We start from the raw sequence: 22,110 nt of genomic DNA, 5'->3' as shown, positions 1-22,110 counted from the left end.
CCCGTGACTACCTGGATCTGGGCCGGCGTGGCCGTGGTGCTGTTCGGCATGTACCTGAGTTGGACGGCCGGCCGGTTGGACCGGCTGCACGCCCGGATCGACGCCGCGCGGGCGGCGCTGGACGCGCAGCTGGTCCGTCGGGCGTCGGTGGCGGTGGAGCTGGCGACGTCCTCGCTGATGGATCCGGCGGCCTCGCTGCTGCTGCTGGACGCGGCGCACGCGGCCCGGCAGGCCGAGGACGAGCAGCGTGAGGTGGCCGAGAGCCAGCTGAGCCTGGCGCTGCGGGCGGTGTTCGAGGAGCCGGAGCAGGTGGCGGCGCTGGTGGCCGAGCCGGGAGGCGAGGACGCGGTTCGTGATCTGACGGCCGCGGTGCGCCGGGTGCCGATGGCCCGTCGCTTCCACAACGACGCGGTGCGGGCGGCGCGGGCGGTGCGCGAGCACCGGCTGGTGCGGTACTTCCGGCTGGCCGGAAAGGCGCCGTTCCCGATGGCCTTCGAGATGGACGACGCCCCGCCTCCCGCCCTCACGCCCGAAGGCGCCCCTGCTTAGGCTGTCTGCGGATACGGCCCGTTTGTCGCATCCCGTCGCCCCCGCTGGACTTGGTGGCGCATGGAGGGGGCACCCCCTCCGCCTACCATAGGGCGATAGCACTGGTTCATCTTCGAGTGAGGTCTCACGTGTCCACCACCCCCACCACCGCAGACCAGCCGCAGATCGGCACCGCCCGGGTCAAGCGCGGGATGGCCGAGCAGCTCAAGGGCGGTGTGATCATGGACGTGGTCAACGCCGAGCAGGCCAAGATCGCCGAGGACGCCGGCGCGGTGGCCGTCATGGCGCTGGAGCGGGTTCCGGCCGACATCCGCAAGGACGGCGGCGTGGCTCGGATGTCCGACCCGAACATGATCGAGGAGATCATCGAGGCGGTCTCCATCCCGGTGATGGCCAAGTCCCGGATCGGCCACTTCGTCGAGGCCCAGGTCCTCCAGTCGCTCGGTGTCGACTACATCGACGAGTCCGAGGTGCTGACCCCGGCCGACGAGGTCAACCACTCCGACAAGTGGGCCTTCACCACCCCCTTCGTCTGCGGTGCCACCAACCTGGGCGAGGCCCTGCGCCGCATCGCCGAGGGCGCGGCCATGATCCGTTCGAAGGGCGAGGCCGGCACCGGCAACGTGGTCGAGGCCGTGCGTCACCTGCGCCAGATCAAGAACGAGATCGCCAAGCTGCGCGGCTTCGACAACAACGAGCTGTTCGCCGCCGCCAAGGAGCTGCGCGCCCCGTACGAGCTGGTCAAGGAGGTCGCCGAGCTCGGCAAGCTGCCGGTCGTGCTGTTCTCCGCCGGTGGCGTGGCCACCCCGGCCGACGCCGCGCTGATGCGCCAGCTGGGCGCCGAGGGCGTCTTCGTCGGCTCCGGCATCTTCAAGTCGGGCGACCCGGCCAAGCGCGCCGCCGCCATCGTGAAGGCCACCACGTTCTTCGACGACCCGAAGGTCATCGCGGACGCCTCCCGCAACCTGGGCGAGGCCATGGTCGGCATCAACTGCGACACCCTGCCGGAGACCGAGCGCTACGCCAACCGCGGCTGGTAGTCGCCCCCTCCACGGTGCCGGCCCGCCGCAGCGCCTCGGCGCTCGGCGGGCCGTGCCGCGTACTTCCGTAGTAACGATCGATTGAGGTTGAAGACCGTGAGCACTCCAGTCATCGGCGTCCTCGCCCTGCAGGGCGACGTCCGCGAGCACCTGGTCGCGCTGGCCGAGGCCGACGCGCTCGCCCGTCCGGTGCGCCGTGCCGAGGAGCTGGCCGAGGTCGACGCGCTGGTGATCCCCGGCGGGGAGTCCACCACCATGTCCAAGCTGGCGCTGCTGTTCGGCGTGATGGACCCGCTGCGCAAGCGGGTCGCGGACGGGATGCCGGTGTACGGCACCTGCGCGGGCATGATCATGCTGGCCGACAGGATCCTGGACGGCCGCGAGGACCAGGAGACCGTCGGCGGCATCGACATGACGGTGCGCCGCAACGCCTTCGGCCGCCAGAACGAGTCCTTCGAGTCCGGGATCGCCTTCCAGGGCCTGGACGACGTGCCGGTGCACGGCGTCTTCATCCGCGCCCCCTGGGTCGAGGAGGTCGGCTCGGCCGTCGAGGTGCTGGCCGAGCTGCCCGCCGCGGACGGTCCGGACAGCCGGGTCGTGGCCGTGCGGCAGGGCAACCTGCTGGCCACCTCCTTCCACCCGGAGCTGACCGGCGACCACCGCGTGCACGCCTACTTCGTGAAGATGGTCGAGGAGCACCTCGCGGGCGCGTAGGGCGCCGACGGCCGTGTGCGCCTCACCGGTGACGACACCGGTAAGATCTCATCTGTTCATTTCCCTTTGGCGACGTAAAGGAGCTGGCGATGTCCGGCCACTCTAAGTGGGCTACCACCAAGCACAAGAAGGCCGTGATCGACGCCAAGCGCGGCAAGCTCTTCGCCAAGATGATCAAGAACATCGAGGTGGCGGCGCGCACGGGCGGTCCCGACCCGCAGGGCAACCCGACCCTCTACGACGCCATCCAGAAGGCGAAGAAGAGCTCGGTCCCGATCGACAACATCAACCGCGCCGTCAAGCGCGGTGGCGGTCTGGAGGCCGGCGGCGCCGACTACCAGACCATCATGTACGAGGGCTACGGCCCGAACGGCGTCGCGGTCCTGATCGAGTGCCTCACCGACAACCGCAACCGCGCCGCCTCGGACGTGCGCGTCGCGATGACCCGCAACGGCGGCTCGATGGCCGACCCGGGCTCGGTGTCGTACCTGTTCACCCGCAAGGGCGTCGTCATCGTCCCCAAGGCTGACGGCGTGGACGAGGACAAGCTGTTCGAGGTCGTCCTCGACCAGGAGCCGGAGGAGATCAACGACCTCGGCGACTCGTTCGAGATCGTCTCCGAGGCCTCGAAGATGGTCGCCGTGCGCACCGCGCTGGTCGACGCCGGCGTCGACTACGACTCGGCCGAGGCCAACTTCCTCCCGAGCATGCAGGTCGAGCTGGACGTCGACGGCGCCCGCAAGATCCTCAAGCTGATCGACGCGCTGGAGGACAGCGACGACGTGCAGAACGTCTTCGCCAACTTCGACATCTCCGACGAGGTCGGTGCGCAGCTCGACGCCGAGTGATCACTGCCCAGTGATCGTCGGTGAGTGATCGTTCTCACTGCCCGGCCCGGTGGTCCAAGGACCGCCGGGCCGGTGTCGTCGGCGGGGTTGTCGGACCCGGACGGTAGCCTTCGCAGGTCGCCCGCCGTGGGCCGAGGAGCGTCGGCACCGGGCCGTCGAGCGCGGAGACGGGCGGCGATCAACGAGAGGCGGGGCGCGAGGTGCGGGTACTGGGTGTGGACCCGGGGCTGACCAGGTGCGGGGTCGGCGTGGTCGAGGGCACTCCGGGCCGGCCGCTGCGGATGGCCGGGGTGGGCGTGGTGCGCACCCCCGCCGACGCCGAGATCGGGCAGCGGCTGCTGCTGGTCGAGCAGGGCCTGGAGGCCTGGCTGGACGAGCACCGGCCCGACCTGGTCGCGGTCGAGCGGGTCTTCGCCCAGCACAACGTCCGGACGGTGATGGGCACCGCCCAGGCCAGCGCGGTCGCGATGCTCTGCGCCACCCGGCGCGGCATACCCGTCACGCTGCACACCCCCAGCGAGGTCAAGGCCGCCGTCACCGGCTCCGGCCGGGCGGACAAGGCCCAGGTCACGGCCATGGTGCAGCGCCTGCTGCGGCTGGACGAGCCGCCCAAGCCCGCCGACGCTGCCGACGCGCTCGCACTGGCCATCTGCCACATCTGGCGGGGCGGGGCGACCAACCGGCTGGAGGCCGCCGTCCGGGCCGCCCGCTCCGCCCCCAGCTCCACGCGCTTGAAAGGAACCATCCGGTGATCGCCTTCGTGCAAGGGCCCGTGGCGGCCATCTCCTCCGGCCTCGCGGTGGTCGAGGTCGGCGGCGTCGGCATGGCGGTGCAGTGCACCCCGAACACCCTGGCCGGCCTGCGGCTGGGCGAGCCGGCCCGGCTCGCGACCTCGCTGGTGGTCCGGGAGGACTCGCTGACCCTGTTCGGCTTCGCGGACGACGACGAGCGCGCCGTCTTCGAGATCCTCCAGGCCGCGCCGGGCGTCGGCCCCAAGCTGGCCCAGGCGATCCTCGGCGTGCACAGCCCCGACGCGCTGCGCGCCGCGGTGGCCGGCGGCGACGAGAAGGCGCTGGTCGCCGTGCCGGGCATCGGCAAGGCGAAGGCGGCCAAGCTGCTGCTGGAGTACAAGGACAAGCTGGGCGCCCCGCACGGCGCGGTGCCCGCGCAGAAGCCGATCGCGAGCGGCCCGGCGCCGTGGAGCGAGCAGCTGCACTCCGCGCTGACCGGCCTCGGCTACGCCCCGCGCGAGGCCGACGAGGCGGTCACGGCCGTCACCCCGGAGGCGGAGGCGCAGGGGACGCCGGATGTCGGCGCCCTGCTCCGGCTGGCGCTGCGCGGCCTCAACCGGGCCCGCTGAGTCCACCTGACGATCTGTCCGTTTGTCGACTCTGGAGACTTGGGAGCCCGCGAGGATGTACGACCCGGAACCCGTGGACCGGCTGGTCACGGCCGCCGCCGACGGCGAGGACCAGGCGGTGGAGGCGGCGTTGCGCCCCAAGCTGCTGGACGAGTTCATCGGCCAGGAGCGGGTGCGCGAGCAGCTGTCCCTGGTGCTCCAGGCGGCCCGCAAGCGGGGCAGCGCGCCGGACCACGTGCTGCTGAGCGGGCCTCCCGGGCTCGGCAAGACCACCCTGTCCATGATCATCGCGGCCGAGCTGGGCGCCCCGATCCGGATCACCTCCGGCCCGGCCATCCAGCACGCGGGCGACCTCGCGGCGATCCTCTCCTCGCTCACCGAGGGGGAGGTGCTCTTCCTCGACGAGATCCACCGGATGTCCCGGCCCGCCGAGGAGATGCTCTACATGGCGATGGAGGACTTCCGGGTCGACGTGATCGTCGGCAAGGGCCCGGGCGCCACCGCCATCCCGCTGGAGCTGCCGCCCTTCACCCTGGTCGGCGCCACCACCCGGGCCGGCCTGCTGCCGCCCCCGCTGCGCGACCGCTTCGGCTTCACCGGGCACATGGAGTTCTACGCCCCGGCCGAGCTGCAGCGGGTGGTGCACCGCTCGGCCACGCTGCTGGACGTCGAGATAGACCCGGCCGGCGCGGCCGAGATCGCCGGGCGCTCGCGCGGCACCCCGCGCATCGCCAACCGGCTGCTGCGCCGGGTCCGCGACTACGCGCAGGTCCGGCACGACGGCGTGGTCACCTCAGGGATCGCCGCCCAGGCGCTGGACGTCTACGAGGTGGACGCCCGCGGTCTGGACCGCCTTGACCGCGCGGTGCTGGACGCGCTGCTGCGGCTGTTCGGCGGCGGGCCGGTCGGCCTGTCCACCCTCGCGGTCGCCGTGGGGGAGGAGGCCGAGACGGTCGAGGAGGTCGCCGAGCCCTTCCTGGTCCGCGAGGGCCTGCTCGCCCGCACCCCGCGCGGGCGGATCGCCACCGCCGCCGCCTGGCAGCACCTCGGCCTCACTCCGCCGGTGCAGACCCCGCCGGTGCAGACCACCCGCGGCAGGTCGACGGCCCAGTCGGAGCTGTTCCCCGCGGACGAAAGTTGACCGGACTGCGCTGAACGGGTGAGACGGCCTGCGGGTTCCCACCCCGGGCCGGTCAAGCGCCACACGGAGGAGCCGGGGGTGAAGTCCGGGGAATCCGTGCAGGCGGAGGGTCGCCACTTTCGGCGACAGGATGCGATGCTTGGCGTTGTCCGATCAGTTCGGGGTCGCCTAGACTCCGCCGGACCGCCCCTCTCACCTGACGGGCCGACCCATACCACACAGGCCGCTGCTCGGCGGCCCGTAAAGGACCCTGGCTGCAGTGAACCTCATCATCCTTCTCCTCCCGATCATCGCGATCGTGCTCATGTTCCGGTCGCAGAAGAAGCGCCAGCAGCAGATGCAGCAGATGCAGACGGCGCTGGAGCCCGGGGCGGGGGTGCGCACCATCGGCGGCCTGTACGCCCAGGTGAAGGCGGTGAACGAGGAGACCGTCGAGCTGGAGATCGCGCCCGGTGTGGTCACCCACTTCACCAAGAGCGCCATCGCGGCCGTCCTGGACCCCCAGGAGTACGACGCGATCATCAACGGCCGCCCCGCCGACGACGAGCTGCCCGAGCCGGAGGCCGAGGACGTCGACGCCGCGCCGGTCGAGGACAAGCCGCTGACGCTGACCAAGGACAGCGCCGAGAAGGGCGATGCCGAGGGCGGGGCTCCCGCGAGCAAGTAGTACGGCCGGGCAACCCGCTCGGCCGCGCGGCGCAGTGCCGCGAGCCCACAGGACCTCAGGGCCGCAGAACCGCCAGCCCCCCGCTCAGCCACGTGCCGGTCGGGGGGCCGGTCGGGAACGTGGCATGGACAGGGAGAAACGAGCAAGGTGGCAACACCCAAGTCGCGCCCGCGCGACGGCTACCCAGGGCGGGCGCTGGCCCTCATCCTGGTCGTCACCGTCGGACTGGTCGCCCTCATGTTCGGGACGGGCAACACCAAACCCCGGCTCGGAATCGACCTCGCCGGCGGCACCAGCATCACGCTGACCGCGAAGTCGACCGATCCCAAGGCGCTCAACAAGTCCAACATGGACATCGCCGTGGGGATCATCGAGCGCCGGGTCAACGGGATGGGTGTCTCCGAGGCGGAGGTCCAGACCCAGGGCTCTGACACGATCATCGTGAACATCCCCAAGGGCGGCGACCGGCAGAACGCGGCGGACCAGGTCGGTACCACCGCCAAGCTGTTCTTCCGCCCCGTCCTGGCCGTGGCGCCCAGCGGTCTCACCGCGCCGGCGCCCACCGGCTCCCCGTCCGCCGGTGCCACCGGCACCCCGGGTGCGACCCCGTCGGCCGGCGCCGCGAGCGGCACGCCCGCCGCGACCGGCTCCCCGTCCGCGACCGCGAGCGCCACCAAGCAGGGCCGCGCCGCGAGCGAGGCGCTGGCCGCCGAGGGCGCCAGCCCGAGCGCCGCCGCCACGGGCGCCGGCGCCGCTCCGTCCGCCACCGGCAGCGCGGCCCCGTCCGCCAGCGGTACCCCGAGCGCCCAGGCCACCCAGCCGAGCGCCGCGGACATCAGCGCCGCGATGACCCAGGGCACCGTGCCGCCGGAGCTGTCCGCCGCCTTCGCCGCCCTGGACTGCTCCAAGCCCGAGGTCCGCGCCGCCCAGACCGGCGCCGACGACAAGGCCGTCGTCGCCTGCTCCCAGAAGGCCGAGAACGGCTACTACGAGAAGCTGGCCCTCGGCCCCGTCGCCGTGAAGGGCTCGGACGTCTCCAAGGCCCAGGCCGGCCTCGACACCCAGACCGGCGCCGGCTGGCAGGTCCAGCTCCAGTTCAACAGCACCGGCACCGACGCCTTCTCCAAGATCACCGGCCAGCTGGCCACCCAGACCCCGCCGACCAACCAGTTCGCCATCGTCCTGGACAACCAGGTCGTTTCGCACCCGCAGGTCAACGGCCCGATCCCGGGCGGCAGCGCGGTCATCACCGGCCGGTTCTCGCAGACCGAGGCGCAGGACCTCTCCAACGTGCTGAGCTACGGCGCCCTGCCGCTGGAGTTCAGCAAGGGCGACGTCACCACTGTCTCCCCGCAGCTCGGCAGCGACCAGCTCAAGGCCGGTCTGATCGCCGGACTCATCGGCATGGTGCTGGTGGTCGCCTACTCGCTGATCTACTACCGCGGCCTCGGCCTGGTCTCGATCGCCGGTCTGCTGGTCTCGGCGGCCCTGACCTACTCGATCATGAGCCTGCTCGGCGGCGCGATCGGCTTCGCGCTGAACCTGCCGGCGGTCTGCGGTGCGATCGTCGCGATCGGTATCACCGCCGACTCCTTCATCGTGTACTTCGAGCGCATCCGCGACGAGGTCCGCGAGGGTGCCCCGCTGCGCCCGGCGGTCCAGCGGGCCTGGCCGCGCGCCCGGCGCACCATCCTGGTCTCGGACTTCGTGTCCTTCCTCTGTGCCGCCGTGCTCTACGTGGTCTCGGTCGGCAAGGTCCAGGGCTTCGCCTTCACGCTGGGTCTGACCACCGCGCTCGACGTGGTGGTGATCTTCTTCTTCACCAAGCCGCTGATCACGCTGCTGGCCCGGCGCAAGTTCTTCTCCGAGGGCCACCCGTGGTCCGGTCTGGACCCGAAGCGGCTGGGCGCCCGCCCGCCGCTGCGCAGCACCCGTCGTCGTAGCCCCTCCTCTGCCGCCGTGAAGGAGGCCTGACACCGTGTCACGCTTCTCCAATCTGGGCCACCGGCTCTACCAGGGCGAGGTCAGCTTCGACTTCGTCGGGCGCCGCAAGCTCTGGTACTCGATCTCCGGTGTGATCGTGCTGGTCGCGGCGATCGGCCTGGCCATGGGCCTGCACCTGGGCATCGAGTTCAAGGGCGGCTCGGTCTACACCGTGAGCAAGCCGGGGCTGACGGTCTCCCAGGCGCAGGACACGGCCAATGAGGTCGCCTCCTCGCACCCGCTGGTGCAGTCGTCCGACAACGGCAAGATCCGCATCCAGGTCAGCACCGACGAGACGAAGAGCTCGGACCAGATCCGCTCCGAGCTCTCCCAGAAGCTCAACGTGCCGCTGGACACCGTCGAGGCCCAGGTGATCGGCCCCAGCTGGGGCAAGCAGATCTCTCAGAAGGCGCTCACCGGCCTGATCATCTTCATGGTCCTGGTGACGGTCTACCTGGCGATCGCCTTCGAGTGGCGGATGGCGGTGGCCGCCCTGGTCGCCCTGATCCACGACCTCCTGATCACCATCGGCGTGTACGCCCTGGTGGGCTTCGAGGTCACCCCCGGTACGGTGATCGGCTTCCTGACGATCCTCGGGTACTCGCTCTACGACACGGTCGTCGTCTTCGACACCGTGAAGGAGAACACCCGGGGGCTCACCAAGCAGAACAAGCTCACCTACAGCGAGGCGGCCAACGCGGGCCTCAACCAGACCCTGGTGCGCTCGCTCAACACCACCGTGGTGGCGCTGCTCCCGGTCGCCGCGCTGCTGTTCATCGGCGGCGGCCTCCTGGGCGCCGGCACCCTGAACGACATCTCGCTCGCGCTGTTCATCGGCCTCGCGGCCGGTGCCTACTCCTCGATCTGCGTCGCCACCCCGCTGCTGGCGCAGCTCAAGGAGGAGCAGCCGGACCTGAAGGCGCTGCGCAAGAAGGTCCTGCAGCACCGGGCCGCAGCGGCCGCCAAGGCCGAGGCCGTCGACGGTGCGCCGACGGACGAGGAGGCCGCGGACGAGGACCAGCCGGCGGGTATGGTCGGTCAGCGTGGCCGGTCGGCCGGCACCCCGCGTGCCAAGGGCCGTCCGTCCAGCAAGCGCTGAACCGAAACAGACCGTGAGGACACCCACCGTGACCACCGCCGACACCGCACTGGCCGACCTGCTGAACAGCCGGATCCGGGACGTCCCGGACTACCCGAAGCCGGGTGTGCTGTTCAAGGACATCGCGCCGCTGCTCGCCGACGCCGAGGCCTTCGGCGCCCTGACCAGGGCGCTGGCGGACCGGGCGAAGGCGCTCGGGGCGACCAAGGTGGTGGGCCTGGAGGCGCGCGGCTTCGTGCTGGCGGCCCCGGCGGCCTTCGCGGCCGGGCTGGGCTTCGTGCCGATCCGCAAGCAGGGCAAGCTGCCCGGCGAGGTGTTCCGGCGTTCGTACGAGCTGGAGTACGGCTCGGCGACGCTGGAGGTGCAGTGCGACGCCTTCGTGCCCGGTGAGCGGGTGCTGGTGGTGGACGACGTGCTCGCCACCGGCGGGACCATCGGCGCCTCGCTGGACCTGGTGAAGGAGGCCGGCGCCGAGCTGGTGGGCGTCGTGGTGCTGATGGAGCTGGGCTTCCTGGACGGCCGCGAGCGGCTGGTCGGGCACCTGAACGGGGCTCCGCTGGAGACGCTCGTCACGGTCTGAGGGGCCTGAACGGGACCCGGACGAAGGACGGCGGTCGGATCATCCGACCGCCGTTCTTCCGTTTCCGGGCCCAGCCGGATGAACACCGGGGCGCCCGGCTCGGTACCATGAAGATTCATCCCCTCCCGGTTGTGCCCGGACGCACGGGCCTCGGCAGGGGTCGGCCCCGGTGCCCCGAGGAGTGTCCTTGCCCGACGAGGTTGTGCCCACGGCCGCAGCGGCCGCCCCCGAAGACCGTCCCACGCCCTCGGGGGCCACCCCGGCACGCCCTGCGCCGACCTCCTCGCGTCCGCTCGCCCCGCTCGGCCGGGGCTCCGGCTCCGGCGGCGGCATGCGCGCCCGCCTGGCCCGCCTCGGCGGCCAGCGCTCCAGCGTGCTCAACCCCGTGCTGGAGCCGCTGTTCCGCTCGATCCGGGCGAACGACCCCAAGGCCGACCCGGCGCTGCTGCGCGACATAGAGCGCGCCTACGCCGTCGCCGAGAAGTGGCACCGCGGGCAGAAGCGCAAGAGCGGCGACCCGTACATCACCCACCCGCTGGCCGTCGCGACCATCCTCGCCGAGCTCGGCATGGACGCCCCGACCCTGATGGCCGGGCTGCTGCACGACACCGTCGAGGACACCGACTACGGCCTGGAGACCCTGCGCAAGGACTTCGGCGACTCGGTGGCCCTGCTGGTCGACGGCGTCACCAAGCTCGACCGGGTCAAGTTCGGCGAGGCCGCGCAGGCCGAGACCGTCCGCAAGATGGTCGTGGCGATGGCCAAGGACCCGCGGGTCCTGGTCATCAAGCTGGCCGACCGCCTGCACAACATGCGCACGATGCGCTACCTCAAGCGGGAGAAGCAGGAGAAGAAGGCCCGCGAGACGCTGGAGATCTACGCCCCGCTGGCGCACCGGCTGGGCATGAACACCATCAAGTGGGAGCTGGAGGACCTCGCCTTCGCGATCCTCTACCCCAAGATGTACGACGAGATCGTCCGGCTGGTCGCCGAGCGCGCCCCCAAGCGGGACGAGTACCTGGCGACCGTCATCGACCAGGTCCAGGCGGACCTGCGCGGCGCCCGGATCACCGCCTCCGTCACCGGCCGGCCGAAGCACTACTACTCGGTCTACCAGAAGATGATCGTCCGGGGCCGGGACTTCGCCGAGATCTACGACCTGGTGGGCATCCGGGTCCTGGTCGACACCGTCCGCGACTGCTACGCGGCGCTGGGCACCATCCACGCGCGGTGGAACCCGGTGCCGGGGCGGTTCAAGGACTACATCGCGATGCCCAAGTTCAACATGTACCAGTCGCTGCACACGACGGTGATCGGTCCCGGCGGCAAGCCCGTCGAACTCCAGATCCGCACCTTCGACATGCACCGGCGGGCCGAGTACGGCATCGCCGCGCACTGGAAGTACAAGCAGCGCGCCGTCGCCGGGGCCTCCAAGGTCCGCACCGACACCCCGACCCAGGTCCGCAAGGACGACAAGGCCGGCGCCGTCAACGAGATGGCCTGGCTGCGGCAGCTGCTGGACTGGCAGAAGGAGACCGCCGACCCGGGCGAGTTCCTGGAGTCGCTCCGCTTCGACCTGGCCAGCAACGAGGTCTTCGTCTTCACGCCCAAGGGTGACGTGATAGCCCTGCCGGCCGGGGCGACCCCGGTCGACTTCGCCTTCGCGGTGCACACCGAGGTCGGGTACCGGACCATCGGCGCCCGGGTCAACGGGCGGCTGGTGCCGCTGGAGTCGACCCTGGAGAACGGCGACACCGTCGAGGTGTTCACCTCCAAGGCGGAGAACGCCGGCCCCTCCCGGGACTGGCTGGGCTTCGTCAAGTCGCCGCGCGCCCGCAACAAGATCCGCGCCTGGTTCTCCAAGGAGCGCCGCGAGGAGGCGATCGAGCACGGCAAGGAGGCGATCGTCCGGGCGATGCGCAAGCAGGGCCTGCCGATCCAGCGGATCCTGACCGGCGACTCGCTGGTCACCCTGGCCCACGAGATGCGCTACCCCGACATCTCCTCGCTCTACGCCGCGATCGGCGAGGGCCACGTCACCGCGCAGAACATCGTGCAGAAGCTGGTCCAGGCGCTCGGCGGCGAGGAGGGCGCGACCGAGGACCTGGCCGAGACCGCGACCCCGACCCACGACACCCGCCGGGCGGCCCGCCGCCGGGCCAAGGGCGACCCGGGCGTGATCGTCAAGGGCGTCGAGGACGTCTGGGTCAAGCTCTCCCGCTGCTGCACCCCGGTGCCGGGCGACCCGATCGTGGGCTTCGTTACCCGCGGCAACGGCGTCTCGGTGCACCGCGCCGACTGCGTCAACGTCGAGGCGCTCAACCAGCAGCCCGAGCGGATGATCGACGTCGAGTGGGCGGCCACCCAGTCCTCGGTCTTCCTGGTGGCCATCCAGGTCGAGGCGCTGGACCGCTCCCGGCTGCTCTCGGACGTCACCCGGGTGCTCTCCGACCAGCACGTCAACATCCTGTCGGCGGCGGTGCAGACCTCCCGGGACCGGGTGGCGATGAGCCGCTTCACCTTCGAGATGGGCGACCCGAAGCACCTGGGCCACGTGCTCAAGGCGGTGCGCGGCGTCGAGGGCGTGTACGACGTCTACCGCGTCACCTCCGCCCGCAAGTGACGGCACACGGGTGACGACGGCATGAGGAAGGCCCCCGGGGAGCTCCCCGGGGGCCTTCACCGTTCAGCCGGACTCAGCCGCTGAACTCCTCCTGGCTCTTGTGCGCCTGGTCCAGCAGGGTCCGCACCCCGGCGAGCTCGGCCTCCAGCTTGGCGGCCTTGGAGCTGTTGCCGGCCGTACGGGCCTTGTCCAGGTCGGCCTGGAGCTTGTCGGCCTTCGCCTGGAACAGGCCCACCATGCCGGCCGCGCGGGCCTTGGCCTCCGGGTTGGAGCGCTTCCACTCGGTGTCCTCGGCCTCGCGGATGGCCCGCTCGACCGCGTTCAGCCGGCCGTCCAGCTTCGGACGGATGTCGCGCGGCACGTGCCCGATGGCCTCCCAGCGCTCGTTGACCTCGCGTAGCGCCGCCTTGGCGGCCTTCAGGTCGGTGATCGGCAGGATCGCCTCGGCCTCGGTCGCCAGCGCCTCCTTGAGCTTCTGGTTCTCCACCTGCTCGGCGTCCCGCTCGCTGAACACCGAGGAACGGGCCTGGAAGAAGACGTCCTGCGCGCCGCGGAACCGCGCCCACAGCTCGTCCTCGACGTCCCGCTGTGCCCGGCCGGCGGCCTTCCAGCGCGCCATCAGGTCGCGGTAGGCGGCCGCGGTGCTGCCCCAGTCGGTGGACGCGGACAGCGCCTCGGCCTCGGAGACCAGCGCCTCCTTGGTCTGCCGGGCCTTCTCCCGTTCGGCGTCCAGGGTCGCGAAGTGCGCCTTGCGGTGCTTGGAGAAGACCGAGCGGGCGTGCGAGAAGCGGTGCCACAGCTCGTCGTCACTCTTGCGGTCCAGCCGCGGCAGGCCCTTCCAGGTGTCCACCAGGGCGCGCAGCCGGTCGCCGGCCTCCCGCCACTGGGTGGACTCGGCGAGCTGCTCGGCCTCGGAGACCAGGGCCTCCTTGGCGGTGCGGGTCTCGTCCTGGGCCTTGGCGCGGGCGGCCTTGCGCTCCTCCCGCCGCGTCTCGATCTCACCCGTCAGCGTGTCCAGCCGCTTGGCCAGCGCGTCCAGGTCGCCCACCGCGTGCCCCTCGACGACCTGGGCGCGCAGGTGCTCCAGCGCGGTCTGGGCGTCCTTGGCGGCCAGGTCGGTGGTGCGCACCCGCTTCTCCAGCAGGCCGATCTCCACCTCGATGCCCTGGTACTTGCGCTCGAAGTAGGCGAGGGCCTCCTCGGGCGAGCCGGCCTGCCAGGAACCCACGGCGCGTTCGCCGTCGGCCGTCCTGACGTACACCGTGCCCTGCTCGTCCACACGGCCCCACGGGTCGCTGCTCATAGCGCGTCCTCCACATGACGTCGCGCCCGCGCCGGGGCGGTACGCGTCCGTCGTCCACAGTTGATGTGCGGCGGACCGATGAGTCCGCCGTCCCGTCCGCCGCGCCTTGCTGCCGAGGGTGACGGCTGGGCGGGTCCGGGCACCCTATACAACGCCAACATAGGCGACCAGGACCGGTGCTGTCCGCATCCGGGCCGGGCGATTTCGGTCCGGGCCCGGCGGGGGCGTCGTGGACGCCCGCCGCCGGTGCTCCCGGGGTCGGTCAACCCTTGGTAACGGTAACCGAGTTGAAGGTGACGTCGGCCATCGGGTGGCCGTCCGTGGAGCCCTCCAGGGTGCCCGCGGCGGCGATCTTCTGCACCACGTCCAGGCCGCCGGTGATCTTGCCGAAGGGGATGTACTTCGCGGGCAGCTGGGTGTCCTTGTACACCAGGAAGAACTGGCTCCCGTTGGTGTCCGGGCCGGAGTTGGCCATCGCCACGGTGCCCGCCGGGTAGGTGGCGCCGGTCAGGTTCTCGTCCTTGAACTGGTAGCCGGGGCCGCCCGTGCCGCCCGGGACGCTCGCGCTGGCGGTCGGGTCGCCGCACTGCAGCACGAAGATGCCGTCGGTGGTGAGGCGGTGGCACTTGGTGTGGTCGAAGTACTGCTCACCGGCCAGGAAGGCGAAGGAGTTCACGGTGTGCGGGGCCTTGGCCGCGTCCAGCGCGATGGTCACCTTGCCGCAGTTGCTCTCCAGCGCCATGGTGTACGACGCGCTGGGGTCGATCGACATGGCCGGCTCGGTCTTCCACTGCTTGCCGTTCGGCGCGCCCGGCGCCGGGGTGGCGCAGCCCTCGACCGGCTTGCGGGTCGGGGTGGTCGGCTCGTCCGTCGCGGTCGGCACGGCCTGGGGCGTCGCGGCCGCCGAGGTCTTCTTGTCGTCCGAGCTGAACGCGCCGGTGGCGATCAGCGTGCCGCCGCCGGCCAGCACCACGACGGCGAGCGAGGCGCCCAGGATCGTGTTGCGTCGCTTGCGAGCGGACGCCGCCTCGGCGCGGCGCTCCAACTGGCGCTCGTACTTCTCGCGGGCGAGCTGCCGCCGCCGCTGTTCGCTGCTGACCACCGGCCGTGTCTCCTGAGGATGTGCGGGAAGAGTGGATGGATTCCGAAGCGGATCATCGCATCCATCGGCGGCCAAGTGTAGGGACCGGGCCCGTAAGAACGCGGTGAACCTGTCAGACGGGCGGGCCCGTCGGCGCTATCTGGTTCGCAACCGGACCCGGACCGCCGGTAGGCTGCGGTTACGTCATTACTGACAGCATCACTACTGGTAGCCGTCGCAGCTTGTCGCCGCACACCCGAAGGACGCGCGTGTTCATCGCCGGATTCCCCGCTGGAGCCTGGGGCACCAACTGCTACCTGGTCGCCCCGGCGGCGGGCGAGGAGTGCGTCATCGTCGACCCCGGCCACCAGGCCACCCGCGGCGTCGAGGAGCTCATCCGCGAGCACCGGCTCAAGCCGGTCGCCGTCCTGCTCACCCACGGCCACATCGACCACGTCGCCTCGGTGGTCCCGGTCTGCGGCGCCCGCGGCGTCCCGGCCTGGATCCACCCCGAGGACCGGTACATGATGTCCGACCCGGAGAAGGCGATCGGCCGCTCCCTGGGCACCCAGCTGCTGGGCGACCTCACCGTCGGCGAGCCCGACGACGTGCGCGAGCTCACCGACGGCGCCGTGCTGGAGCTGGCCGGCCTACAGCTCACCGTGGACCACGCCCCGGGCCATACCGGGGGGTCGGTGACCTTCCGGACGCCCGGTGCCGAGGACCTCCCCCCGGTGCTGTTCTCGGGCGACCTGCTGTTCGCCGGCTCCATCGGGCGTACCGACCTCCCGGGCGGGGACAGCGAGGCGATCATGCGGTCGCTGGCCCGGGTATGCCTGCCCCTCGACGATTCCACCGTGGTCCTCTCCGGCCACGGCGGTCAGACCACCATCGGCCGCGAGCGCGCCACCAACCCCTACCTCCGACAGGCAGCGGGGGCGGACGGCGCCCCGGCTTTCCCGCGACGAGGAATGTGACGGAAGAGAAGTTGAGCACCTTCACCGCCCCCAAGGGCACCTACGACCTGCTGCCCCCCAGCTCCGCGACCTTCCTGGCGATCCGCGAGCGCCTCTCCGCTCCCGCCCGCCGGGCCGGCTACGGCTACATCGAGACCCCGGTCTTCGAGGACGTGAAGCTCTTCTCCCGCGGCGTCGGCGAGTCCACCGACATCGTCACCAAGGAGATGTACAACCTCACGACCAAGGGCGGCGACGAGCTCGCGCTGCGCCCGGAGGGCACCGCCTCGGTGCTGCGGGCCGCGCTCCAGGCCAACCTGCACAAGCAGGGCAACCTGCCGGTCAAGCTCTGGTACTCCGGTTCGTACTACCGCTACGAGCGCGCCCAGAAGGGCCGCTACCGCCAGTTCGCCCAGGTCGGCGCCGAGGCGATCGGGGCCGAGGACCCGGCGCTGGACGCCGAGCTGATCATCCTGGCCGACGACGCCTTCCGCTCGCTGGGCCTGAGCGACTACTCGCTGCTGCTCAACAGCCTCGGCGACAAGCAGTGCCGCCCGGTCTACCGCGCCGCCCTGATCGAGTTCCTCTCCGGCCTGGACCTCGACGAGGACACCCGCCGCCGCGCCGAGATCAACCCGCTGCGCGTCCTCGACGACAAGCGCGAGTCCGTGCAGGCCCAGCTGGTCGGCGCCCCGATGCTGCGCGACTTCCTGTGCGAGGAGTGCAAGGCGTACGACGAGAAGGTCCGCGAGCTGCTCACCGCCGCCGGCGTCGCCTTCGTGGACGACCCGAAGCTGGTCCGCGGCCTGGACTACTACACCCGCACCACCTTCGAGTTCGTGCACAACGGCCTCGGCGCCCAGTCCGCGATTGGCGGCGGCGGCCGCTACGACGGCCTGTCCGAGATGATCGGCGGCCCGGTGCTGCCCTCCGTCGGCTGGGCCCTCGGCGTGGACCGCACGTACCTGGCGCTGGAGGCCGAGGGCGTCTCCCTCGACCTGCCGGCCGCCACCTCCGTCTACGCCGTCGCGCTCGGCGAGGAGGCCAAGAACGTCCTGTTCGCCAAGGTGATCGAGCTGCGCCGGGCCGGCGTGGCCACCGACCTCGCCTTCGGCGTCAAGAGCATCAAGAACGCCATGAAGTCCGCCGACCGGTCCGGCGCCCGCTTCGCCCTGATCGCCGGGGACCGGGACCTCGCCGAGGGCGTCGTCCAGCTCAAGGACATGAGCACCGGCGAGCAGAACCCCGTCGCCCTCGACGCACTCGTCACCACCCTGAAGGAGAAGCAGCTGTGATCCGCACGCACGACGCGGGCACGCTCCGCCCGGAGCACGCAGGCACCACCGTCACCCTGGCCGGCTGGGTCGCCCGCCGCCGCGACCACGGCGGCGTGGCCTTCATCGACCTGCGCGACGCCTCCGGCACCGTGCAGATCGTGGTCCGCGACCTCGACTCGGTGCACGGCCTGCGCGCCGAGTACTGCGTCAAGGTCGTCGGCGACGTCCGGGTGCGCCCCGAGGGCAACGAGAACCCGGACATCCCGACCGGCGCGGTCGAGGTCGTCGTCAGCGAGATCGAGGTGCTCTCCGAGGCCGCCCCGCTGCCCTTCCCGGTCGCCGAGTACGAGCCGGGCACGGTCAACGAGGAGGTCCGGCTGCGCTACCGCTACCTGGACCTGCGCCGCGAGGGCCCGGCCAAGGGCCTGCGGCTGCGCTCCAAGGTCAACAACATCATCCGCCGGGTGATGGAGGAGAACGACTTCCTCGACATCGAGACGCCGTACCTCACCCGCTCCACCCCCGAGGGCGCCCGCGACTTCCTCGTCCCGGTCCGCCTGCAGCCCGGCCACTGGTACGCCCTGCCGCAGTCGCCCCAGCTGTTCAAGCAGCTGCTGATGGTGGCCGGCATGGAGCGCTACTACCAGATCGCCCGCTGCTTCCGCGACGAGGACTTCCGCGCCGACCGGCAGCCGGAGTTCACCCAGCTGGACATCGAGGCCTCCTTCGTCGACCAGGAGGACATCCTGGCCCTCGGCGAGAAGATCGTCGGCTCCATCTGGCGCGAGGTGCACGGCTACGAGATCCCGAACCCGCTGCCGCGGATGACCTACGCGGACGCGATGGGCCGCTACGGCTCCGACAAGCCGGACGTCCGCTTCGGCCAGGAACTCACCAACCTCACCGAGTACTTCAAGGGCACCGAGTTCCGCGTCTTCCAGGCCCCGTACGTCGGCGCCGTGGTCATGCCGGGTGGTGCCTCGCAGCCGCGCAAGCAGCTGGACGCCTGGCAGGACTGGGCCAAGGCGCGCGGCGCCAGGGGCCTCGCCTACGTGCTCATCGACGCCGAGACCGGCGAGCTGCGCGGCCCCGTCGCCAAGAACCTCTCCGAGGAGCACCTGGCCGGCCTGGCCGCCGCCGCGGGCGCCAAGAACGGCGACGCGATCTTCTTCGCGGCCGGCAAGGAGCGCGCCTCGCAGGAGCTGCTCGGCGCCGCCCGTCTGGAGATCGGCCGCCGCTGCGAGCTGATCGACGAGTCCAAGTGGGCCTTCCTCTGGGTCGTCGACTTCCCGATGTTCGAGCCGATCGAGGACGACAAGGGCGAGTTCCAGGGCTGGCACGCGGTGCACCACCCGTTCACCGCCCCGACCGCGGAGTCGCTGGCCACCTTCGACAGCGACCCGGGCTCGGCCCTGTCCAACGCCTACGACCTGGTCCTCAACGGCTCGGAGCTGGGCGGCGGTTCGATCCGTATCCACCAGCGGGACGTCCAGAAGCGGGCGTTCGACGCGATCGGCCTCTCCGAGGAGGAGGCGGCCTCGCAGTTCGGCTTCCTGCTGGACGCCTTCAACTACGGCCCGCCGCCGCACGGTGGTGTCGCCTTCGGCCTGGACCGGATCGTCACGCTGCTGGGTGGGTACGACACCATCCGGGACGTCATCGCCTTCCCGAAGACGTCCACCGGCGGCGACCCGCTGACCGGTGCCCCGACCCCGATCACCCCGGCGCAGCGCCGCGAGGCCGGCGTGGACGCCCAGCCGAAGGTCCGCGAGGACGCGAAGGGCGAGGCTCAGCCCAAGTCCTGACGTCGCGTCATCCGCTAACCTGCAACGGCCCCGGACGGTCCACCCACCGTCCGGGGTCGGTCCACAACGGCGTGCGACACAGGGAGGGTTGACTCATGCAGGTCACAACGAGAGTCGAATGTCCGCAGGACGCTCCGGCGACCAGACGGGTCCACATGGCCGCGTTCCCCGGCCCGGACGAGGCGGACCTGGTGGACGCGCTGCGCCGCGATCCGGCCTGGGTGCCCGGGCTTTCGATGGTCGCGGTGGACGACGCGGGGCTGGTGATCGGGCACGCGCTGCTGTCCCGGCTGCGCGTCGGCGACGGCGAGGCGCTGGCGCTCGCGCCGGTCGCGGTCGCGCCCGAGTGGCAGCGCCAGGGCGTCGGCGAGCTCGTCGTCCGGGCCGCGCTGTCGGCGGCCGAGGAGGCGGGGGAGCGGCTGGTGGTCGTCCTCGGCGACCCGGAGTACTACGCGCGGTTCGGCTTCGCCCCGGCCGGGCGGCACGAGGTCACCGGCCCGTTCGAGGTGCCGGAGGCGTACTTCCAGGCGCTGCCGCTGGCGGCCTACGACGGCGGCCCGCGCGGGCTCTGCCGCTATCCCGAGCCCTTCGTCGAGGTCTGATTCCCGGGGTGTGTTCCCCGCCGACCTGCGGATTCGCCGTTCTGCGCCTACGGTGAAAGATCATCAGCAGTCGGACGGAGGACACCGGGGTGGCCATGGACCAGCGAACCGCGAAGTCGGAGCGACTGGAGAGGAAGCCGTACGAGCGCGAGCTCCTGCGGCTCCAGCAGGAGCTGGTGAAGCTCCAGGAGTGGGTGCGGGTCGAAGGCGCCCGCGTGGTGGTGATCTTCGAGGGGCGGGACGCGGCCGGCAAGGGCGGTGCCATCAAGCGGGTGACGGAGTACCTGAACCCGCGCATCGCCCGGGTCGCGGCGCTGCCCACCCCGACCGAGCGACAGAAGACCCAGTGGTACTTCCAGCGGTACGTCGAACACCTCCCGGCGGCCGGGGAGATCGTGCTGTTCGACCGCAGCTGGTACAACCGGGCCGGCGTCGAGCGGGTGATGGGCTTCTGCACCGACGAGGAGTACTGGCAGTTCATGCGCCAGTGCCCGACCTTCGAGCAGATGCTGATCGAGGCGGGCATCCTGCTGCGCAAGTACTGGTTCTCGGTGAGCGACACCGAGCAGCAGCGGCGCTTCCAGGAGCGGCTGGAGGACCCGATGAAGCGCTGGAAGCTCTCCCCGATGGACGTCCAGTCGATCAACCACTGGGAGGACTACTCGCGGGCCAAGGACGAGATGTTCCTCCACACCGACACCCCCGAGTCGCCCTGGCACGTGGTGGAGAGCGACGACAAGCGCCGGGCGAGGATCAACATGATCGCCCACCTGCTCTCCACCGTGCCGTACCACGAGATCACCCCGCCGCGGATCGAGCTGCCGCCCCGCCCGGCCCCGCGCGGCTACCAGCGGCCCCCGCGCGACCTCCAGAAGTACGTCCCGGACCACGCGGCCCGGCTGGAGTAGCAGGACGGGCCGTCGGTGGCCTCGCATAGGCTTCCGGTGTGGACGAACCGGACCTCTTCACCGCCGCAGCCGAGGAACGACAGACCAGGGAGCCCGGCCGGGCGCCGCTGGCCGTGCGGATGCGCCCGCGCACCCTGGACGAGGTGGCCGGGCAGCGGCAGCTGCTGAAGCCCGGATCCCCGCTGCGGCGGCTGGTCGCGAACTCGCGCGGGCCGGCGGCCACCAGCTCGGTGATCCTCTGGGGGCCGCCCGGGACGGGCAAGACCACCCTGGCGCACGTGATCAGCCAGGCCGTGGAGGGCCGCTTCGTCGAGCTGTCCGCGATCACCGCCGGGGTCAAGGAGGTCCGGGCGGTGATCGACGGCGCCCGGCGGGCGGTGGGCATGTCCGGCCGGGAGACGGTGCTCTTCCTGGACGAGATCCACCGGTTCTCCAAGGCCCAGCAGGACTCGCTGCTGCCGGCCGTGGAGAACCGGTGGGTCACCCTGATCGCGGCGACCACCGAGAACCCGTACTTCTCGGTGATCTCCCCGCTGCTGTCCCGCTCGCTGCTGCTCACCCTGGAGTCGCTGACCGACGAGGACATCCGGGCGCTGCTGCGCCGCGCGGTGGCGGACGAACGCGGCCTGGAGGGCGCGCTGGAGCTGACGGCGGAGGCCGAGGACCACCTGGTGCGCCTGGCGGGCGGGGACGCCCGGCGGGCGCTCACCACGCTGGAGGCGGCGGCCGGGGCGGCGCTGGAGAAGGGTGAGGCGAGCATCTCGCTGGCCACCACCGAGACGGCCGTCAACCAGGCGGCGGTGCGCTACGACAAGGACGGCGACCAGCACTACGACGTGGCCAGCGCGCTGATCAAGTCGATCCGCGGCAGCGACGTGGACGCGACCCTGCACTACCTGGCCCGGATGATCGAGGCGGGGGAGGATCCGCGCTTCATCGCCCGGCGGCTGATGATCTCGGCCAGCGAGGACGTCGGCCTGGCGGACCCGACGGCCCTGCAGACGGCCGTGGCGGCGGCCCAGGCGGTCGCCCTGATCGGCTTCCCGGAGGCCCGGATCATCCTCTCCCAGGCGGCGATCGCGCTGGCCCTGGCGCCCAAGTCCAACTCGGCCTACCTGGCGATCGACGCGGCGCTGGCGGACGTCCGGCAGGGCCTGGCGGGCGCCGTCCCGCCGCACCTGCGGGACGCCCACTACGGCGGCGCGGGCAAGCTCGGCCACGGCAAGGGCTACCAGTACCCGCACGACCTTCCGGAGGGCATCGCGGCCCAGCAGTACGCGCCGGACTCGGTGCACGGCCGGGAGTACTACCAGCCGAACCGGCGCGGCGGCGAGGTCCGGTACGCGGACACCGTGGAGTGGACGCGCGGGCGGCTGCGGGGGGAGCGTAGGAGCGAGAAGAAGGCCGAGAAGAAGGCCGGGAAGGCGGCGGAGCAGCCGGATCGGCAGCCCCGGGAAAAGGGCGAGTGATCCACCGGTATACTTCGTCGGAGTGCCATGTCCCGGGACGGCGGCGGGGGAGACCCCACCGACCGGCCGCACCAGCGGGACATCGGCCGTAGGCCTCCTCCGGGA

General features: G+C 71.5%; 20 protein-coding genes. 18 read left to right on the top strand and 2 right to left on the bottom strand.

Annotated elements, in window-relative coordinates; translation table 11 throughout:
* The first annotated feature begins 3 nt into the window (after positions 1-3).
* From RZ50_RS22170 to RZ50_RS22115, 12 genes are all read left to right on the top strand, one after another.
* Entirely contained in the window at positions 4-549 is a 546-nt protein-coding gene (locus RZ50_RS22170) for a hypothetical protein (RefSeq protein WP_374199972.1), read from the top strand.
* Positions 550-677: 128 nt separating this feature from the next.
* Positions 678-1,589: a pyridoxal 5'-phosphate synthase lyase subunit PdxS gene (gene pdxS, locus RZ50_RS22165; RefSeq protein WP_196952245.1), complete on the top strand. Its 912-nt coding sequence runs from the start codon at positions 678-680 to the stop codon at positions 1,587-1,589.
* 96 nt (positions 1,590-1,685) lie between these two features.
* Positions 1,686-2,303: a pyridoxal 5'-phosphate synthase glutaminase subunit PdxT gene (pdxT, locus tag RZ50_RS22160; RefSeq protein WP_196952244.1), complete on the top strand. Its 618-nt coding sequence runs from the start codon at positions 1,686-1,688 to the stop codon at positions 2,301-2,303.
* Between the two features lie 89 nt (positions 2,304-2,392).
* Complete coding sequence (locus RZ50_RS22155; RefSeq protein ID WP_196952243.1) at positions 2,393-3,151, top strand: YebC/PmpR family DNA-binding transcriptional regulator; 759 nt, start codon at positions 2,393-2,395, stop codon at positions 3,149-3,151.
* Positions 3,152-3,351: 200 nt separating this feature from the next.
* Entirely contained in the window at positions 3,352-3,903 is a 552-nt protein-coding gene (gene ruvC / locus RZ50_RS22150) for a crossover junction endodeoxyribonuclease RuvC (protein ID WP_196952242.1), read from the top strand.
* Positions 3,900-4,511 carry a Holliday junction branch migration protein RuvA gene (gene ruvA / locus RZ50_RS22145; protein ID WP_196952241.1) on the top strand — a complete coding sequence of 204 codons (612 nt, stop codon included), beginning with the start codon at positions 3,900-3,902 and terminating at the stop codon, positions 4,509-4,511. The genes ruvC and ruvA overlap by 4 nt, the downstream gene beginning before the upstream one ends.
* A gap of 55 nt (positions 4,512-4,566) precedes the next feature.
* Entirely contained in the window at positions 4,567-5,652 is a 1,086-nt protein-coding gene (ruvB, locus tag RZ50_RS22140) for a Holliday junction branch migration DNA helicase RuvB (RefSeq protein ID WP_254803016.1), read from the top strand.
* A 259-nt stretch (positions 5,653-5,911) separates the two neighbouring features.
* Positions 5,912-6,319, top strand: coding sequence for a preprotein translocase subunit YajC (yajC, locus tag RZ50_RS22135; RefSeq protein WP_196952240.1), 408 nt, complete (start codon positions 5,912-5,914; stop codon positions 6,317-6,319).
* Positions 6,320-6,466: 147 nt separating this feature from the next.
* A complete protein-coding gene (secD, locus tag RZ50_RS22130; protein WP_374199971.1) occupies positions 6,467-8,293 on the top strand; it encodes a protein translocase subunit SecD in 1,827 nt (608 codons plus the stop codon).
* Between the two features lie 4 nt (positions 8,294-8,297).
* Complete coding sequence (secF, locus tag RZ50_RS22125; RefSeq protein ID WP_196952090.1) at positions 8,298-9,401, top strand: protein translocase subunit SecF; 1,104 nt, start codon at positions 8,298-8,300, stop codon at positions 9,399-9,401.
* A gap of 28 nt (positions 9,402-9,429) precedes the next feature.
* Positions 9,430-9,981: an adenine phosphoribosyltransferase gene (locus RZ50_RS22120; RefSeq protein WP_196952091.1), complete on the top strand. Its 552-nt coding sequence runs from the start codon at positions 9,430-9,432 to the stop codon at positions 9,979-9,981.
* A 181-nt stretch (positions 9,982-10,162) separates the two neighbouring features.
* Entirely contained in the window at positions 10,163-12,604 is a 2,442-nt protein-coding gene (locus tag RZ50_RS22115; protein ID WP_374199970.1) for a bifunctional (p)ppGpp synthetase/guanosine-3',5'-bis(diphosphate) 3'-pyrophosphohydrolase, read from the top strand.
* 73 nt (positions 12,605-12,677) lie between these two features.
* On the opposite strand, the gene RZ50_RS22110 is transcribed toward RZ50_RS22115, so the two are convergent.
* The gene (locus tag RZ50_RS22110) at positions 12,678-13,907 is read right to left on the bottom strand and encodes a DUF349 domain-containing protein (RefSeq protein WP_196952093.1); all 1,230 of its coding nucleotides are present in this window, start codon (positions 13,905-13,907) and stop codon (positions 12,678-12,680) included.
* Between the two features lie 262 nt (positions 13,908-14,169).
* Positions 14,170-15,009, bottom strand: coding sequence for a peptidylprolyl isomerase (locus tag RZ50_RS22105; RefSeq protein ID WP_196952094.1), 840 nt, complete (start codon positions 15,007-15,009; stop codon positions 14,170-14,172).
* 248 nt (positions 15,010-15,257) lie between these two features.
* Between RZ50_RS22105 and RZ50_RS22100 the strand changes: the two genes are divergently transcribed.
* The 6 genes from RZ50_RS22100 (at position 15,258) to RZ50_RS22075 (ending at position 22,005) form a co-directional block, all read left to right on the top strand.
* On the top strand, positions 15,258-15,965 hold the full coding sequence (locus RZ50_RS22100) for an MBL fold metallo-hydrolase (protein WP_196952095.1): 708 nt from the start codon (positions 15,258-15,260) through the stop codon (positions 15,963-15,965).
* A gap of 11 nt (positions 15,966-15,976) precedes the next feature.
* Positions 15,977-17,239, top strand: a complete 1,263-nt coding sequence (hisS, locus tag RZ50_RS22095) for a histidine--tRNA ligase (RefSeq protein ID WP_196952096.1) — start codon at positions 15,977-15,979, stop codon at positions 17,237-17,239.
* Complete coding sequence (aspS, locus tag RZ50_RS22090) at positions 17,236-19,026, top strand: aspartate--tRNA ligase (protein WP_196952097.1); 1,791 nt, start codon at positions 17,236-17,238, stop codon at positions 19,024-19,026. The genes hisS and aspS overlap by 4 nt, the downstream gene beginning before the upstream one ends.
* 155 nt (positions 19,027-19,181) lie before the next feature.
* Positions 19,182-19,628 carry a GNAT family N-acetyltransferase gene (locus tag RZ50_RS22085; protein WP_254803014.1) on the top strand — a complete coding sequence of 149 codons (447 nt, stop codon included), beginning with the start codon at positions 19,182-19,184 and terminating at the stop codon, positions 19,626-19,628.
* Between the two features lie 95 nt (positions 19,629-19,723).
* On the top strand, positions 19,724-20,536 hold the full coding sequence (ppk2, locus tag RZ50_RS22080; protein ID WP_196952099.1) for a polyphosphate kinase 2: 813 nt from the start codon (positions 19,724-19,726) through the stop codon (positions 20,534-20,536).
* Between the two features lie 38 nt (positions 20,537-20,574).
* Complete coding sequence (locus RZ50_RS22075) at positions 20,575-22,005, top strand: replication-associated recombination protein A (RefSeq protein WP_308272039.1); 1,431 nt, start codon at positions 20,575-20,577, stop codon at positions 22,003-22,005.
* Positions 22,006-22,110 lie beyond the last annotated feature (105 nt).

The organism is Kitasatospora sp. SUK 42, assembly GCF_015776785.2.
Taxonomy (GTDB): Bacteria; Actinomycetota; Actinomycetes; order Streptomycetales; family Streptomycetaceae; genus Kitasatospora.
This window is presented reverse-complemented; position numbering and strand designations above follow the sequence as displayed.

What these genes read in the sequence shown, in the direction of transcription:
- RZ50_RS22155 (WP_196952243.1), top strand. Translation starts at nt 2,393, where the DNA reads ATGTCCGGCCACTCTAAGTGGGCTACCACCAAGCACAAGAAGGCCGTG.
- ruvB (WP_254803016.1), top strand. Translation starts at nt 4,567, where the DNA reads ATGTACGACCCGGAACCCGTGGACCGGCTGGTCACGGCCGCCGCCGAC.
- RZ50_RS22110 (WP_196952093.1), bottom strand. Translation starts at nt 13,907, where the DNA reads ATGAGCAGCGACCCGTGGGGCCGTGTGGACGAGCAGGGCACGGTGTAC.
- RZ50_RS22085 (WP_254803014.1), top strand. Translation starts at nt 19,182, where the DNA reads ATGGCCGCGTTCCCCGGCCCGGACGAGGCGGACCTGGTGGACGCGCTG.
- ppk2 (WP_196952099.1), top strand. Translation starts at nt 19,724, where the DNA reads ATGGACCAGCGAACCGCGAAGTCGGAGCGACTGGAGAGGAAGCCGTAC.